The 17014-nt window shown below is 51.9% G+C and carries 11 protein-coding genes; 10 read left to right on the top strand and 1 reads right to left on the bottom strand.

Features of this window, described 5'->3' with window-relative positions; genetic code table 11:
• Positions 1-17: 17 nt before the first annotated feature.
• Genes OHL19_RS03315 through OHL19_RS03290 form a run of 6 tightly spaced genes read left to right on the top strand, consistent with a single transcriptional unit; the run spans position 18 to position 12115 of the window.
• Positions 18-626: a DUF6088 family protein gene (locus tag OHL19_RS03315; RefSeq protein ID WP_263356161.1), complete on the top strand. Its 609-nt coding sequence runs from the start codon at positions 18-20 to the stop codon at positions 624-626.
• Positions 623-1648, top strand: coding sequence for a nucleotidyl transferase AbiEii/AbiGii toxin family protein (locus OHL19_RS03310; RefSeq protein WP_263356160.1), 1026 nt, complete (start codon positions 623-625; stop codon positions 1646-1648). Before OHL19_RS03315 ends, OHL19_RS03310 begins: the two co-directional genes overlap by 4 nt.
• The gene (locus tag OHL19_RS03305; RefSeq protein WP_263356159.1) at positions 1649-3805 is read left to right on the top strand and encodes a type I restriction-modification system subunit M; all 2157 of its coding nucleotides are present in this window, start codon (positions 1649-1651) and stop codon (positions 3803-3805) included. It begins immediately after the preceding gene.
• Positions 3802-5037 (top strand): restriction endonuclease subunit S, encoded by a 1236-nt coding sequence (locus OHL19_RS03300; RefSeq protein WP_263356158.1) that lies wholly within the window; start codon positions 3802-3804, stop codon positions 5035-5037. The genes OHL19_RS03305 and OHL19_RS03300 overlap by 4 nt, the downstream gene beginning before the upstream one ends.
• 16 nt (positions 5038-5053) lie before the next feature.
• Positions 5054-8461 (top strand): type I restriction endonuclease subunit R, encoded by a 3408-nt coding sequence (locus OHL19_RS03295; protein WP_263356157.1) that lies wholly within the window; start codon positions 5054-5056, stop codon positions 8459-8461.
• A gap of 54 nt (positions 8462-8515) precedes the next feature.
• On the top strand, positions 8516-12115 hold the full coding sequence (locus OHL19_RS03290; RefSeq protein ID WP_263356156.1) for an AAA family ATPase: 3600 nt from the start codon (positions 8516-8518) through the stop codon (positions 12113-12115).
• A gap of 222 nt (positions 12116-12337) precedes the next feature.
• Here OHL19_RS03290 and OHL19_RS03285 read toward each other — a convergent pair whose 3' ends face one another.
• Positions 12338-12703 carry a hypothetical protein gene (locus OHL19_RS03285; RefSeq protein WP_263356155.1) on the bottom strand — a complete coding sequence of 122 codons (366 nt, stop codon included), beginning with the start codon at positions 12701-12703 and terminating at the stop codon, positions 12338-12340.
• Here OHL19_RS03285 and OHL19_RS22995 point away from each other — a divergent pair.
• The 4 genes from OHL19_RS22995 (at position 12590) to OHL19_RS03270 (ending at position 17009) form a co-directional block, all read left to right on the top strand.
• A complete protein-coding gene (locus OHL19_RS22995) occupies positions 12590-12880 on the top strand; it encodes an E2/UBC family protein (RefSeq protein ID WP_396126656.1) in 291 nt (96 codons plus the stop codon). The genes OHL19_RS03285 and OHL19_RS22995 overlap by 114 nt on opposite strands.
• Before the next feature lie 8 nt (positions 12881-12888).
• On the top strand, positions 12889-14280 hold the full coding sequence (locus OHL19_RS03280; protein WP_263356154.1) for a ThiF family adenylyltransferase: 1392 nt from the start codon (positions 12889-12891) through the stop codon (positions 14278-14280).
• 2 nt (positions 14281-14282) lie between these two features.
• Positions 14283-16364 (top strand): hypothetical protein, encoded by a 2082-nt coding sequence (locus tag OHL19_RS03275; protein WP_263356153.1) that lies wholly within the window; start codon positions 14283-14285, stop codon positions 16362-16364.
• A gap of 282 nt (positions 16365-16646) precedes the next feature.
• Positions 16647-17009, top strand: a complete 363-nt coding sequence (locus OHL19_RS03270) for a hypothetical protein (RefSeq protein ID WP_263356152.1) — start codon at positions 16647-16649, stop codon at positions 17007-17009.
• The last annotated feature ends 5 nt before the right edge of the window (positions 17010-17014 follow it).

Here is a 17014-nt window from a genome sequence, read left to right as displayed (position 1 = left end):
CCTGATGGGTAATAACGATGCAAACCATGCGAGATCAGATAGTTGCGAGGATTGAACGGCTGGGTGAGGGAAAAGCCTTCTCGGCGAAGGATTTCCTCGACATTGCCAGCCGGGGCACCATCGACATGGCACTATCAGGGCTTACTCGCAACGGAACGATCCGACGTATCCGGCGCGGCCTTTATGACATGCCGAAGATCAATCCTGCCCTCGGCGGAAAACTAAGTCCGGACATTGATGAAGCGGCGCGCGCCGTGGCGCGGCGGCAGCGGTGGAAAATCGTACCGGATGGTGCCTGGGCCGCGAACCTACTGGGTCTTTCAACACAGGTACCCTCCAAGATCATCTACCTGACCGATGGCCCGAATAATGAGGTGCCTATCGGCAGGCGCGTTATCCATTTCAAACATGCACGGCCAAAAGCAATGGCTGGTCCCGAGGGCAAGATCGCGCTCGTCGTCCAGGCCCTCCGTTATCTTGGAAAAGATGGAGTAGGAGTGACAGAGATCGACACATTGCGAGCAGGGCTCACGCCGAGTGAAAAACGGCAGTTGGTGAAGGACACGCGGTTTGGCGTGGACTGGATTTATGAAGTGGCCAAACAGATCGCGGAGAAGGCGGCTTGAATTCAATTGCACAGATGCAAGCCGACGAGCGAGCGCAATTGTTTGCCGAGACGGCAGACCGCAAGGCCATTTCGGACGCTATTGTCGAAAAGGACTTCTGGGTCTGCTGGATACTGAAGCAGCTTTTTTCAATCGATGCCCTGTCGGGCCGTCTGCTCTTTAAGGGTGGCACATCTCTGTCGAAGGTCTTCCATGCAATAAACCGCTTCTCGGAAGATATCGACCTGGCAGTGGATTACGCGGCTCTCGGTTTTATTGGCTCGCGAGATCCTCGGCAGGAAACGCTCTCAAAGACAAAGCGTGCCACCATCCTCGCCGAGATGATGACCGTCTGCCAGCAATATATAGGCGGCGAATTCCTCGATGCGCTGAAGGCTCGTTGTGAAGAGTTGCTCGGAACAACTGACACCTGGAGCCTCGATGTCAGCGAGCATGATCGGAACGTGGTCCGATTTCGTTATCCTACCGCCGTCGCGAAAGGCCTTGCTTACGTCGCCCCGCAGGTCATCCTCGAACTCGGCACCCATGCGGAATTCGTGCCACATGGTCGCTTCACGATCCGTTCATTCGCAGCTGAGGAATTCCCGCAAGTCGTAGCTGATGGCGATGTTGCAGTGGAGGCGCTGCTGGCAAAGCGGACTTTCTGGGAAAAGGCGACCATTCTTCATGCGGAATACTACCGCCCGGAAGAGAGGGTTCTCCCTGACCGTTACTCGCGGCACTACTACGATCTCGCGATGCTGGCCCAAACGCCGATACGCGCTGAAGCCTTGTCAGACATGGCGCTTCTCGCACAGGTTGTGAGGCATAAGGAGACCTTCTATCCTTCCGGCTGGGCACGATACGATCTGGCACATCCGGGCAGTCTTCGTCTCTTACCGACAGAACAGCGCCTTACAGTTTTGGAGAGAGATTACCGAAACATGGGCGTCATGATCTTTGGGGAGCCGCCCGGCTTCGATGACATCATGGCGACGCTGGAGCAGCTTGAACAGGAAATGAACAGATCAGACGGAGTGTAGATGGCAAACAGTAAGCAGAGCACGTCGCATGTAGCGCCGACGGACGCATTCAAAGATATTGAGAAGCTTGAAAAGGATCTCTGGGAGGCGGCGGATAATCTGCGCGCCAATTCAAAGCTGACATCCAGTGACTATTTCATGCCTGTTCTCGGCGTGATTTTCCTCCGCCACGCGGCAAATCGGTTCGAAACTGCTAAACAACAGATCGAGGCAGACCAGACGAGCGGCAAGATGCCAAAGCGCAAGGTTCTTCCCGCCGACTTCATCGCGCGGCGCTCTTTGTACCTACCGGCAAGCGCACGCTTCGATTGGATCATGGAACAGGCTGCGGTAAGCGGCGTTGATCTGTCAAAGCTCGTCACCGATGCAATGACCGCTATTGAGAAAGAATTCGAGCCATTGCTTGGAGTGTTGCCGAAAGACTACGGGATCTTTGAGACCAAGGTTCTCGAAGACCTGATGCGCCTGTTCAATAGCGAGCGGATCAAGCAGGCCAATGGTGATGTCTTCGGTCGCATCTACGAATACTTCCTCGCAAAATTCTCAATTCAGAAAGCTCACGACAACGGCGAGTTTTTTACGCCTTCCTCGATCGTACAAATGATCGTCAATGTCATTGAGCCGGACCATGGGACCGTTTTCGATCCAGCCTGCGGCTCAGGCGGAATGTTCGTACAATCGAGCCATTTCATCGAACACGAGGGTGGCGACACCGCTAAAAAGGCAGTGTTCTATGGACAGGAGAAGAATCCAGATACTATCCGCATTGCCCAAATGAATCTCGCCGTTCACGGGCTCGAAGGCAAGATCGCCGACGCGATTACTTACTATCAGGACGAACACACTTTGGTCGGCAAGTGCGATTTTGTTATGGCAAATCCTCCATTCAACGTCGATCTGGTCGACGCAGAACGTATCAAAGGTGATCCGCGCCTTCCTTTCGGATTGCCGGGCGTGAACAAGAATAAAAAAGTGAGCAACGGCAACTATCTCTGGATTTCGTACTTCTGGAGCTATCTAAGCAAAAAAGGACGTGCCGGATTTGTCATGTCTTCACAGTCATCGAGCGCAGGTCATGGAGAGCGAGACGTTCGGAAGAAGATTATTGAGACAGGTGATGTGGATGTGATGATTTCCATCCGTCAGAACTTCTTTTATACACGCTCCGTTCCCTGCGAGCTCTGGCACTTCGACCGCGCAAAGCCTGCCGAACGCAAAGACAAGGTACTGATGCTCGATGCACGTAACGTGTACCGAACCGTCACACGCAAAATCAATGATTTTTCACCCGAGCAGATGCAGAACCTTTCCGCCATCGTCTGGCTCTACAGGGAACAGCAAAGCCGTTTTCTCGATTTGGTGAAACATTATCTTTCGCGAATTGTTCAAGAGAGTAAAGCTATTGAGCCTGTACTAAGGCGATTTGAGGTAACGCTTGCAGATATCCAGGATCGCGCGGCTGTGCTCGAGACGACGATCGCAAAGCAGAAGGAAATTGAAAGCCGACAGAGGCAGTCTCTCGAATACGCAATTGCCGAATTGAACGAAGCAGCTGGACCTTATCGAGACGATAGAAAAGCCCTTGTCTCGAACCTGACGAGCTTTTGCAAAAAATACAACGATGCATCCCCTAGCGACAATGAGGAGCAGCACACGACAAGAAAGGCTTTTGAGGCGAACGTCGAAGCCATTCGCGGGCTCATCAAGCAGATAGATCTGCTCTACAAGTACAGCGCGCGTGTTGCTGATCTGGGAGCGCCTTTGGCATCTGTAGAAGCAATCGCGGCTATTTATGATCGCAGAGCGACAGGACGACTTGTAAAGCAACTTGATGAGGAGCGTAGAGTCTCCGTGGAACAACTTAAGCGGACTGTTTACTTCTATCGCCAGGTCGCGTGGCTGCAAGATCGATTTCCCGCAGCGAAGCTGGTCGCAGTCCCAGGCCTTGTGAAACTTGTGGATTTAAAGGCGATTGAAGCAGCTCATTGGAGCTTAACACCGGGCAGTTATGTTGATGTGGCTCCAGCAGAAGTGGATGATGACTTCGATTTTGAACAAACCCTTCGTGACATCCACATTGAGCTAGATGACTTAGACAAAGAGGCAATCAGTCTGGCGGAGACGATACGAAGAAATTTTGAGGAGCTAGGGGCGTGAAGGAAAGATATCCATTAACCTCAATTGGTACCCTCGAGAGTGTTGGGGCCATTCTTGGAATCCAGGATGGTAATCACGGTGAACGACATCCGAAGGTCGCCGACTATGTTGAAGATGGCATTGCATTTGTGATGGCAAACAACCTTAGCACTGGTGTGATCGACTACGACGGTTGTTCTCGCATTTCAGAAGATCAGGCAAGTAGGCTTAGGATCGGATTCTCTATGGCGGGCGACGTGCTCTTAACACATAAAGGGACTCTCGGAAGTGTAGCCCTCGTTACTGAAGCATCTCCATACATCATGCTGACCCCGCAGGTAACGTATTACCGCACTGATGAATCCAAGCTACTAAATCGGTTCCTCGTGTACGCATTCCGGGACCCACGCTTTCAGGCTCGATTGCATGCAGTAGGAGGGCAGGGGACGAGGCCGTACATTGGCGTTACAGCGCAACGTAAGCTTGAAATAGTCAATCCACCGCGTGACATTCAAGAGCGGATAGCTAACGTATTGTCGCCCTATGACGAGCTTATCGATAACAATCGGCGACGCATGTTGCTATTAGAAAAGACGGCAAAGCAGATTTATCAAGAGTGGTTCGTACGTCTTCGGTTCCCGGGTTATGAGCATACTGATCGTCGCAATGGAGTGCCCAATGGATGGGAGCGTGTGCCCGCGCCAAGTGCAGTGTATGTTAATCCGAGAACGTCTTTACCCGAAAAAGAGGAACATGCGTTCGTGGAAATGTCGGATCTGCCAGTGAATAGTATGGTAATCCAACAGACAACAAAGCGGGAGGGGCGTTCAGGCAGCAAATTCCAAAACGGAGACACACTCTTCGCGAGAATAACTCCCTGTCTCGAAAATGGAAAAACCGGCTTTGTCGACTTTTTAGAAGAGGGAGAGGTCGGACGGGGATCGACTGAGTTTATCGTTTTACGCTCAAGACGCCTGACTCCGGAGTTTGTCTATTGTATGGCTCGGAGTTATGATTTTCGAGAAAATGCTATCAAGAGCATGATTGGTGCATCCGGTCGTCAGCGCGTGCAAGAGACTTGTTTTGACAAGTTTTTTGTATTTGTACCGACGGATGTCCTGTTGAGGTTGTTCACAGATTCTGTCCGCCCTATGTTCAATCAGATCCGAGCCCTCAGGATCATTAACCAAAGGTTGAGATTCTCACGAGATATCTTGACTCCAAAGCTGATGACCGGGGAAATTGTTGCGTGATAAAGGGTAACGCTCGATGATTACGGGGATCAACAGCGAAGACCGTCTGGTGCAAACAACCTTTGCCACTCACCTTGAGAAGGTGCTCGGCTGGGACAGCATTTATGCATACAACACTGAGACATTTGGCCCCGAGAGCTTACTTGGGCGCACTTCCGAAAAGGATGTTGTCCTTGTTCGAGATTTGCGCGTGGCGCTCCAACGGTTGAATTCCGAAATCCCCGAAGCCGCAAGGGAGCAGGCGATCGAAAAGCTCACCCGTGTGGACTTGGCGCGGTCATTGGTTCAACACAATCGCGATTTCTACAGCTGCATTCGCAACGGGGTGCCGGTCGAATGGCGAGATGCGAAGGGCGAGACACGGCACGCGCACGCCCGTGTCATTGATTTTCAGAATATAAATAACAACCGTTTTCTTGCCGTGCGAGAACTAAAAATTCAGGGCGTTCGTGTACCTCACTATAACCGCCGCGCGGACCTCGTTTGTTTCGTCAACGGCCTGCCTCTGGTCTTCATTGAATTGAAGGCTGTCTATCGCAACATCCGTGCCGGGTTCGACGACAATCTCACTGACTATCTAACCGAACACAGTATCGCTCACGCGTTTCACCACAACGTCTTTCTCGTCGTGAGCAACGGAGATCAAGCGCGCTACGGCTCGATCACGAGTAAATGGGATCACTTCGCCGAATGGAAGCGAAACGATGAGAAAGACAAGGCACGTTTGGATGCCGAAGCACTCCTAGACGGGATGCTTTCGAAGGAGCGTCTCCTTGATATTGTCGAGAACTTCATCCTGTTCGATGACAGCCGGGCAGGGGGCGCACGAAAGATTGTAGCTCGCAATCATCAAGTCCTTGGCGTCAACAACGCGATCGAATCTGTTATGCATCAAGAGAAGTTAAAGCTGCGCTTCCCCATGGGAGAACGGTTAATCGAATATCTGGCACCGATGCCGGAACGCCTGATGTTGCGTGAACCAGAGACGCGAGACGACGAACGCCTGCGGCTCCCTTCACCTGAACGAAAAGAAGGGGAACAACTGCCACTCGTCAAACGTGCACACGAGGATCTCGGCAGACTCGGGGTGTTCTGGCACACACAGGGAAGCGGGAAGTCGTATTCAATGGCCTTCTTCACGGAGAAGGTACGGCGAGTGGTTCCTGGCAACTTCACTTTCGTAGTCATGACTGACCGGGATGATTTGGACGATCAGATCTGGAGAACATTCATCGGTTGCGGAGTGAGCGACGAAAAAACGCCACGCGCCGCATCGGGCAAGGAATTGAAAGAGATCCTGCTCGGTAACCACCGTTTTGTTTTTACCTTGATACACAAGTTCAATCAGCCGGTGACGGAACCTTACAGTGAGCGCGATGACATCATCGTCGTTTCAGACGAGGCTCATCGGACACAAGCCGGAAAATTCGCCCGTAACATGCGCCTCGCTTTGCCGAATGCCTCCTTCATTGGTTTCACCGGTACACCTCTCTTCAAGTATGACGAGCTGACCCGGCGAATCTTTGGCGGTTATATATCGAAATATGATTTCAAGCGCTCCGAAGAAGATCACTCGACGGTCAAGCTTGTTTACGAGAACAGGGGCGAAAAGCTGGGTCTTGCGCGCCTTGACTTGAACGATCGCATCGCGGACGCGGTCGAAAAGGCGGATCTCGATCCCGATCAAACCGCGCTTCTTGAGAAACTGCTTGGAAAAGATTACGAGGTCATTACGGCTGATGATCGCCTCGACAAGTTAGCCGATGATTTTGTCGAACATTGCTCGACTCGCTGGCAAACCGGAAAATCGATGTTTGTTTGCATCGACAAGATCACCTGCGCGCGAATGTTCAAGCGCATGGAGCCCCGTTGGAACGCTAAGGTCGCGGAAGTGCAGGCGCTAGTTGTCTCGAAAGAGACGGAGCTATGCGCGACTATCGACGTGGATACGCGCGAGAACCTGAAGAACGAAGTAGAGCATCTTCGGGGTAAAGCCGCATGGATGGCGAGCACCCTGATTGAGATCATCATAAGTGAGGCACAGAACGAGGTTCGTGACTTTAACAAATGGGACTTCGATATCATCCCCCACCGCGTGGTGATGAAGACGGGATTCCAAACCCCAGATGGCAAGAGGGTTCTTGTCGAAGATGCCTTCAAGGACCCCGGCCATCCCTTCCGAATTGCGATCGTGTGCGCAATGTGGCTGACGGGCTTTGATGTGGAATGCCTCGCGACCCTCTATATCGACAAACCCATGCGAGCGCATAATCTGATGCAGGCCATTGCCCGCGCTAACCGGGTTTATCCAGGCAAAGACTGCGGAGTCATTGTGGATTACAACGGGATGCTTAAAAGCCTTCGGCAGGCGCTTGCCAAGTATGCCGTTGGCGACGGAGAAGACGGCAATAATGACGGTTCGATCGTGGCTCCCATCGAAGAGCTCGTTGCAGCTTTAATTGAGTCAATAGAAGCAACAGAAAATCATCTTTTGGGACTTGGCTTTGACTCGACCCGCCTGAACTCTGCAACAGGCTTTACCCGCATCCAGGCGCTCCGTGATGCAGTTGATGCGGTCTACACGTCGGACGAGACAAAACGCCGGTTCGAAATTATGGCGCGCGAGGTTTTCTCGCGATTCAAGGCGCTCCTCATGGAGCCAAGCGCCCTCAAATATGCCGTGCGTCACGACAATATTGAAGCTATCTATAAAAAGCTGCAGGATAAACGCGATACCGCTGACGTAACCGAACTCCTCAAGGAACTTCATCGGATCGTTAATGAAGCGATCCGAGCAGCTGATCTCGGAGACGATCATGCGGATGGGCTCACGATCGACTTGAGCCAAATTGATTTTGCGAAGCTCAAAGATGAATTCGCGCAGAACGTGCCAAGGAAGCACGCCGCCATTCAAGATATCCGGGATATCGTCGAGGCGAAATTAAGGCAGATGCTGGCCGCCAATCCGCTTCGCATGGATTACTACAAGAAGTATCAGGAGATTATCGCGGACTATAACCGTGAGAAGGATCGCGTGACCGTGGAGGCGACTTTCGCGGAGCTGATTGCTCTGGCAGCAAGCCTGGACGCGGAGCAGCGGAGGGCTGCGGAGGAGGGCTTAAGTGACGATGAATTGGCGCTTTTCGATCTCCTGTTCAAAGACAAAATTGGCAAAGCTGACCGTGAACGCTTGAAGCAGGCGAGCAAGACGCTGTTGGTCTCCCTGGAAGAGTTGCTCAAGCCGATACAGGATTGGACCCAGAAGACGACCACGCAGGCTGAAGTCAAAGTCTTGATCCTGAACGACCTCTACCGTTCACTGCCACGCCCTCCCTTCACGGACGAGGAAATCGAGAGCGCCTCAAATGAAATCTACAATTTCGTTTGGCAGAAGAGTGCGAGTAATACGACTGCATGGGCTTAGAGGAGGGCAGGCAAAACAATGACTACTCATCTTTCAGCGCGGCTATCGTGGCATATGGATGGCTGGAACGGTCACATCTGTACGAAGCCAAGTTCGAATAGGTTCTGCATCGGTCCCCATTCTTACCCCGGAGAGAAAATCAATGAGAGCAGAGACCTGGCTTGGGAAGAGCAGGTCGCAGGGAAGTCCTGCTCTAAAATTGATGGAATTCCGCCCTGCATATACAGCATCAATGCGTTTGGCCGCGAGGCGTTGACCGCATTTGATGATCCACCTGATTTCTTCGGAAGCGGTAAACGTACGAAGTGGCACTTACCTCCCGCGACAGTCTGCGTGTGGCCCTATGAGGCCATGTATGACGAAGATGCAAAGTCCGACGGTCGAGTGGATAATGCCAAACGCCTAGAGTTGGCGAAGACCTTCTTTTCCGCCATAGAAGCAGAAAAGAGCATTGTCTTTCACTATGCCAACTACAGTAATCCGCTTAGCACTGAGGACAACAAGCGGTACGCAGTAGTGGGATTGGCGAGGGTCAAGCGAGTAGGCCGTATAGAGTTCTATGACGATACTGATGGCGCTACGAAGGAGAAATACGCCGGGGGGTTCGTTTGGCAGTGCAACATTGAAACGCTCTATCCCGACCAAGGCATGCGTATTCCCTATCATCGTTATCTGGATCGCCCAGACGTGCTTGAAAAGATCACGCTCATTCCAGAGAACGTACGCTGTTTTAAGTACGGTTCCCGTCATGTCAGTGATGATGACGCACTATCGCTGGTCGAGAGGTTTATCGAGATTGCAGCCTATCTTCGCGATATAGGTGACGATAGCGAAAATTGGTCCTTGCGGATCGATTGGCTGAACAGCCTTCTCGGCGAACTTTGGCAAAGCCGTGGATTGTATCCGGGGTTAGCCCGTGTGCTTGATTTGGTAGGACTGACAGTAGCGGTCAGCCCACTACGCGCCGCCGTCGCACGAGGAGAGGAAAAGAAATTCAGAGATGCCGCTTTTGCGTGGCTCGATGAAGAGACAACTGCTCTGTCGGGGCTACCGATCAGTTCTTCAGACGCTGCGAAGGTTCGGAGACAATGGAAGTTGAAGACGAACGATGAGCGCCACCTTCTGAGTGATATTTTGCCTCGATTTGATCTTCCATCGGACCAGATGGATCGAATACTGAGTAGTCAACGTGAAGAGAGTTGCGTTACAGCAGACCTCGACGAAATTGCGGAGAATCCTTATCTCCTGGTAGAACAATTTGTCGGCGATGATCCTGACGATGTCGTCTCTTTCAATCGAATCGATCACGGAGTATTTCCGTCTCCGGATCTAGGCGGTAACTTTTTGTTTGACACGGATGACTGGCGACGGTTGCGCTCTCTCTGTGTGGATCGCTTGCGGTTTGAAACTAAGCACACCTTTCTGAGCTGCGGCCAGATGTTGCAGGACATCAATCATCGGTTAAGTGTTCTTCCTGATTGGAAGACAGCCAAGTTTACAGAACGCTATTTGGAGATCGATCGGAAATCGTTGGAGGAGGCGGTCGCATTCCGCAAAGAGGGAGTGCGAGAATATGCCTACTTGCTTGGTGTCTATCAGGCAGAGCGAGAGATCGAAGATCGGGTCCGAAAGCTTGCCCAGTATTCCGACGTTACATTTCGGTCTCCTGTCACTGAACGACATTGGCGCGATCTTCTTTTTGAAGCGAAGAGCCCCCTCGCTGCCAAGAGCCGTACGGAATACGACGAAGCAATTGCAATGCAAGCAACCGTTTGCGCCAAGATATTTTCCCGTCCGCTTTCCGTCGTTTGTGGCGCAGCTGGAACCGGCAAAACGACAATCATTCGTGCGATTCTGCAGGCCATAGAAAAGGCTCATGGCGCAGAAGCCACGTTTTTGCTGTTGGCCCCAACCGGGAAAGCCGCAGACCGGATTCGCGAGAAGACTGGCAAGCCCGCTAGCACTATCCACTCTTTCCTCGCGAGAAGAGGCTGGCTTAATGCAAATTTGACGATCAAACCGAGCGGTGGTCAGCGAGAAGAGAGTGTGACCACGTTTGTCATCGACGAAGCATCAATGCTCGATTTAGAGCTGATGGCAGCTCTTTTCCGGGCAGTTAATTGGAGTGCCGTTCAGCGCCTCATTATCGTTGGTGACCCCAATCAGCTCCCTCCGATTGGAAGAGGGAAGGTATTCGCCGACATAATCGACTGGCTGCGCGCTCATCACCCTTCCAGTATCGGTGAGTTGATGGTCAATCTACGCCAGATGGAAAATCGAATTGGCGGCAAAGGCACTGGGATTCTCGATCTCGCATCTCTCTATGTTCGGGTAGCCGATCGAGAAACAAAGGACCAAGAAGCCTCCATTCGCGCCGAAGAGATGTTTCAACGCCTGCAAGATCTCCCCTCGGATGGAGCCGTTGATAAAGACCTCCGCGTGCTGTTCTGGAAAGATGCGCCAGATCTGATGAATACACTCATCGCGCGCATGGTCAGTGATATGGAGCAAGACTCGGGAGAGAAGCTCGACCCAGTCGCTCCCCATCAGCTCTGGCTCAACGCCGCGAAAACTGGCGGACAAGCGTATAGACCTGACTATCATCAGGTCATCATCCCTTATCTACATGAAGATTTCGGGACAGAGGCCGTCAATCTCAGGGTTCAACGAGAGGCGCGCGGATCGTCGATCGATCGGATTGGTGCTCTCGCGGGTATCACGTTGTTCGATAAGGTAATCCAAACTCGAAACCGGGGCGGCTCGGACCCTTTAAGGGCCTGGAACTTCAAAACCAAAACGAATGAATCATGCGAAGTTTTTAACGGAGAACTGGGCTATGTGACCCCGCACGGATTTGATGCCCAAAACAAGAAATGGCAGTGGAATGGCTTCCGGCTCAAGCGGTTTAGTGTACAGTTCTCCCGAAAGGAATTCCTCGCGGTCGGGTATGGCCGCCAACTTGGGAACTATGTGAAGAACGGAAAGACGAAATGGATCAAGGAAGAAAAACCAGAAGACAATCTGGACCTTGCTTACGCCATTAGCGTTCATAAGTCTCAAGGGAGCGAATTTGATCGGATTTACTTTATCTTGCCTAAGCAGAAAGCGGCGCTGCTCTCTCCAGAGCTCTTTTATACCGGAATAACGCGTGCGAGTAAGCACTGTACGCTTTTGATCGAACAGGATATTTCACCTCTTCTGCGGATACATCGACCTGAAGCCTCTCATCTCGTCGGCATAAACTGTTCGCTTTTCGACTTTACTCCCGCCCCAGACGGATTCGAGCTGCTCCGGCGCGAGGGTTACATGCAGGAAGGGAAGATACATCGTGCTCTCGCAGATGTCATGGTTCGCTCGAAGTCCGAAGTCATCATCGCTAATCTACTTTTTGAGAGAGACATTTTTTTTGAGTACGAAAAACCTCTGTACGCCGCTGACGGTTCTTTTTATCTGCCGGACTTTACGGTCCTTTGGCGTGGCGAGCGTTATTTTTGGGAGCATCTCGGCCTTTTGGTCCGCGACGAATATCGGAAGAAGTGGGCAATCAAGAAAACCTGGTACGACAAGCACTTTCCGGGACGTCTCGTGACAACAGAGGAGTCAGGAAATCTGTCCATCGAAGCGAAAGACCTGATCGATAAATATTTCTCTTAATAGGCCGCCTAAACGAACCTCAAAAGGTGCCGGTTCTGGCTTGTTAGTTTCCTGTAATCCTGATCCCCGAATACGGCTAACAACGCCCTAACTGCTATTTGCTCGACGCTTCCATAAAGTTGGATTTGTGAAACGGAAGGCCGTTCCACAAGATCAACCACGGAGGCTGTTATGCACCCAGAACATCGAGTTCACATTTTCATCAACAAGAAGAAGTACGAGCTAGAGCATCACCACCAGACCGGGGAGCATCTCAAGCATCTTGCTTCCATCCCATTGACCGATGTCCTCTTTCTCCAGCGTCCGGGAGAAGATGAGGTCATTCCAAACGATAAGAAAATCCCCCTCAAAGATGGTGAGCACTTTCACAGCCAGCCTCCAGCCGACTACGGTCTGGGGGCTGCTCTGCTTGAAGAAGCGGGCGTCGCCCCTGGTCGTGCCACGCTTCACAATGAGGCTGGTGGTTGGGTCTTCGTGGTCATTTCCGACTACGAGCTCCCGGCGGGCTTCACCCCAAACCGCGTCAACCTCCTTGTAAAGCTCCCGCCAGGATTCCCTGATGCAGCGCCGGACATGTTTTGGGTTCACCCCGAAGTGAGGGCTCCTAATGGTGCGGTTCCAAAGGCAACTTCGCCAGAACCTCTCCTTGGTAAAAACTGGCAGCGCTTCTCCTGGCATCTGGTACCCGGTGCATGGAAACCAGGGGTGAGCGAACTGCGCGACTTCCTTCGTTGCATCTATTCCCGTTTTCTCCGATTGGACTGAGGTTTGCTATGAAACTACGTGTAAATGAATCGACTTGGAATTCTTTCATCGACGCCCTTCGCATGCGGAGTGACGTTGAAACGGCGGGCATCATCCTCGCCGAGCGGCTAAAGGGCGGTCAGGTGCTTTTCGTGCGTAACATGATTGAGATACCAGATGAAGGGTATCTGATTAGACGAGGGGATCACATTCGACTAGATCCTGTGACATTGAACCGGATCATAAGACCAGCCCGAGACTCCGGTCTATCGATAATCACAGTTCACACGCATCCTGGCACAACTCGCCCGTGGTTTTCAAAAGCTGACGATGCCGGTGATGCACGGCTGATGCCCTCGCTGCTCAATCAGATGACCGGGCCCCACGGCTCAATGGTTATCGCTGGCAGCACGGGGCTTCCTATCGGACGAGTGTGGTCTGACGCGGGAGGTCCATCCGAACTTGAGGTGCGGCTCGTTGGCAGCATGATCCGCACGCCTGCGCCTGTAATAAGAGAGCAGACCGACTCTCCCTGCTTTTCCAGACAAAGACTTGCTCTCGGTAAGGCCGGGCAAGATGTCCTTAGAGACCTGCACGTCGTCATCGTAGGTTTAGGGGGGACCGGTTCCGTAGTTTTTTGTCAGCTCGCCCATCTGGGTGTCCGGCGCATTACAGTTGTTGACGGAGATCGCGTCGAGGCTTCCAATCTGAGCCGAATTCTTGGCGCTACCGCTCGCGACATCGGACACACATGGAAAGTGGACGTTGCTGCCCGCTATGCCGAACAGCTCGGCCTTGGAACTGAAGTGACGTGTATCCGGGGTCATTTGGGCAAGGATGTGCTTTCTGAGGATCTTGAGGGGGGCGATATGGTGCTGTCCTGCGTTGATCGACACTTGCCACGAGCTTTGCTCAATCGACTCTCTTATGAGAAATGCATTCCGCTGATCGACATGGGGACCGCATTTCGAGTAGATGCAGAAGGTCGTATCACCAACGGGGTAGGCCGTGTCGTTATTGTCGGACCTACTCGACCATGCCTTGCGTGTTGGGGGCATATAGACCCAAACCGCATCCGTATAGAGGCCCTATCTGAACATGATCGTGCGCGGGAGGTAGCAGACGGATACATACAAGGAGCCGAAGTTCCTCAGCCAAGCGTGGTGGCGTTCAATACCACCGTAGCCGGGGCCGCAGTGGTGGAACTGCTTCGACTCGTTACAGGGTTTTCCGGCACAGATGATCCGCCAATGCGGCTCAGCTTTGACTTTGAAACAGGAACTGTGCGCAGAAATCGCCTCTCGCAGGGTGTTAGTTGTAGGATTTGCTTGCCTGAAGCTATTCCTCAAGACACACTGAAGTTAGATCTTTCAGATAACCAAAGGGATTTAGGTCTCCAGGCAGATCAAGGAATTAGCTAATTATGGCACTTCCGCTCGCGTACCACGATACCGCCGCTATTCAGGAAGTTGCGGTTGATGTTTGGAAGGAGGTTTTTGAAGCCACGGGATGGCCTGCGTCTCTCGGAATAAAAAAGAGCTCCTTTGGGCACGATGACATAGCGCACGCATTCCAACAGGACGATCTGTCCACGGAACTGCTTTACGCTCTTGAGACCCTCCATGAACTGGGTACCGAGGCCGGACGTGAAGCCATTGTTACGGCGATGAAAGATCAACGTATCCCTTTAGACCTATTTCCGCAGAGCTCAGGAGAGCGAGAGTTCGCGTTACATCTTTTCCTGGCCCAACTTAAAGACGCAACGCTAGTCGATGTATTTGCTCGCGCGCAAATTCAGTTGCAGGAAACGGGCGATCAAAGGCGGTACAACGACTTTATTGGGAAAGAGGCGCGAGGTATTACGGGCCTTTCAGGAAAAGTGAGGACCCTAAAAGAAGAACTCTTAATGTACTGCCAGAAATCAGATCTGGGAGAACACGTCCATGTGAAGGCATTCGAAGATGATGGAGTGTTTATCTTCAATGTTTTGAGGAGTCACCATACGAGAAAGCCGTTGGCCGTGGTGCCTGGGCAGACCGCGAGGGCGACTATTCAATATCGCCCTGTGCACGGAGATATTCTTCGATATGAGGCGTCTGTCGGGCGTTTACGTATCGCTGCACGCGCTGCGTCGATCGTCGATTTCTATCGTTCGTTGCTGGGGAAAGTGTTGTTCAATGACGAAGCGTTCTTTGATGGAAATTCAGTATGTAACCTTGACGTACTTCGACAAGGAGGACGTTCCGCGCTAGAGAACCATGGAGTATTCGGAGTAGGGCGCGTCCGGATGACCGAATGTTTGTGGGAACGGGGCGACCGAAATCTCCTTCAATTCCGTTCGAGCGACTGTTTCAGAAGTATGGAGGAACTCAACCTTCCGTTGACCGATGGAACGCTTCTTCAGGCGAAATTGAAAATAGAGATCATTGGCAAGAGCACACGTCCGGTTACGGTAAATATTCGCGTTCCTAGCCGAATTGAGGTCAGTCAACAGGCGCACGAAATCACGGTTGAGAAACTGTTGAAGGCTGTAGGCATCTATAACTCAGCGCGCCCAGTTTCTGCGGTAAGTCTTTGGACCCTCCATCCCTGGCGGCATCCGATCGCAACCTGGCGCACTCTCTTCGGCAAGGACACGGATCAACTCGTGCAAGAAGGTATCCTCAAGTCAATTCGCCTTGAGTCCGTGTCAGCCTCTGATAGTCCGGCTGCAGGCCGCGTCCTCACCGCTCACGCTGTCTCAGAGGGTGAATATTACGGGGTGAGCCAAGTGGGCGAGATTCCGTCCCGCTCGCTCAGCCCGACAGATCTTGACGGTTATGAACTGGTCCCAGAGAAATTTCGGCTGCACTTGCAATCCAGGTTTGGCCTCTCTGGAGGAGGCAGGATCTGGGATGGCCGCGAAACCCTAGATTTAGGCACGGTTCAAATCGGCGATTATAGACTCCATATGGTCTATGCGTTGCGCCAACCGGCAGTTGGTGTGGGAACTCAGATTCGAGCGCAGGCTAGCGGTGCACATTCCGTTCTGTTGGTACCAGCATTTGAGGCATATGAATGCGAGCTGCCAACAGTCATCATAGAGTCCGCTCTATCTACCCGGGGAGAGGTGATGCGGAGTGCAATCAATGCCTGTGGGGTGACGGATAGTGTGGCAGCCATTCATATTGCTCCTGACGGAGCTCGGCTTGTCGTCGATTCTCAACTTAAGAAGGTCTGGATTGATGGTCTTGAGATAGCCGGACTACCGCTCGACTCTCACCCGTTCAAATTGATTGAGTTGATGGTGCGTCGTAGTCCAGCTCCCGTTTCCATCCAAGAAATCAGCACCGTTCTATCGCCGTATCGACAAGATGGGAACCTTTCGGCTCGGCAGGCGAAGAGTGAGGCCAAGAAGATCATCGTCAATGCAATGGCGGCACACGGGCGCTCATTTCACGAAGATCTCTTTCCATCTGTGGGTTCGGGATTTTATCGATGTGCATTCCCGCCATTTATCCGTTAGGCATAACCTGCGGCTGCGGAACGAAGGGATGCTCATCGCCATAGGAATGAAGGGTGAGCCTTTGTCGCATAAGGTATCTTATGTCTAATTATCTTCCTATTGCCCAATGAATCGCTCGTTATGTGTTGGGTCGTAAATCCGTATTATGTCAAATTGCTTAACGAACAATTATCGCAATAACGATTGCGAGTTGACTTGTCTACGTTGCTGCCTCAAGCTTCTCGTGCCGTTTTCTAGACTAAGAAACGCCAGGACGCCAGACCAGCAATGTGTGATCACAAAATGAGTCTTAAAACTCTAAGAATACATTTTCTGTATTGCGTTACCATCCTCGCCTTGGCCGTTGTTATCATGGCCAGCGCTCGATGGACGGAGTTCGGTAGTTTTACACAATATCTCAGAAACATGGCAACCGTGGTGTCGCTGCTTCTTGCCCTTCTCGCTATTTTGTATTCACACATCGTCAACAACGGCCTATCGAAGAGCCTGAAAAATATCCGTGAAGCTTCGAGCGCGATGCGTAAATCAAAAGAAGCAATGAAAGAATTCTCAAAACTCACACACAAAATATCTAAGGACACAGAAGAATATTCTGAGAAGTTTACAAACATGGCCACAGATTTAGAGAATTACACTAAATCGTGAAGGCT

Origin of the sequence: Acidicapsa ligni (assembly GCF_025685655.1) — a bacterium.
GTDB lineage: Bacteria > Acidobacteriota > Terriglobia > Terriglobales > Acidobacteriaceae > Acidicapsa > Acidicapsa ligni.
This window is presented reverse-complemented; position numbering and strand designations above follow the sequence as displayed.

Coding starts and splice junctions, on each gene's coding strand:
- OHL19_RS03315 (WP_263356161.1), top strand. CDS start 18: ATGCAAACCATGCGAGATCAGATAGTTGCGAGGATTGAACGGCTGGGT.
- OHL19_RS03305 (WP_263356159.1), top strand. CDS start 1,649: ATGGCAAACAGTAAGCAGAGCACGTCGCATGTAGCGCCGACGGACGCA.
- OHL19_RS03295 (WP_263356157.1), top strand. CDS start 5,054: ATGATTACGGGGATCAACAGCGAAGACCGTCTGGTGCAAACAACCTTT.
- OHL19_RS03290 (WP_263356156.1), top strand. CDS start 8,516: ATGGATGGCTGGAACGGTCACATCTGTACGAAGCCAAGTTCGAATAGG.
- OHL19_RS03280 (WP_263356154.1), top strand. CDS start 12,889: ATGAAACTACGTGTAAATGAATCGACTTGGAATTCTTTCATCGACGCC.
- OHL19_RS03275 (WP_263356153.1), top strand. CDS start 14,283: ATGGCACTTCCGCTCGCGTACCACGATACCGCCGCTATTCAGGAAGTT.
- OHL19_RS03270 (WP_263356152.1), top strand. CDS start 16,647: ATGAGTCTTAAAACTCTAAGAATACATTTTCTGTATTGCGTTACCATC.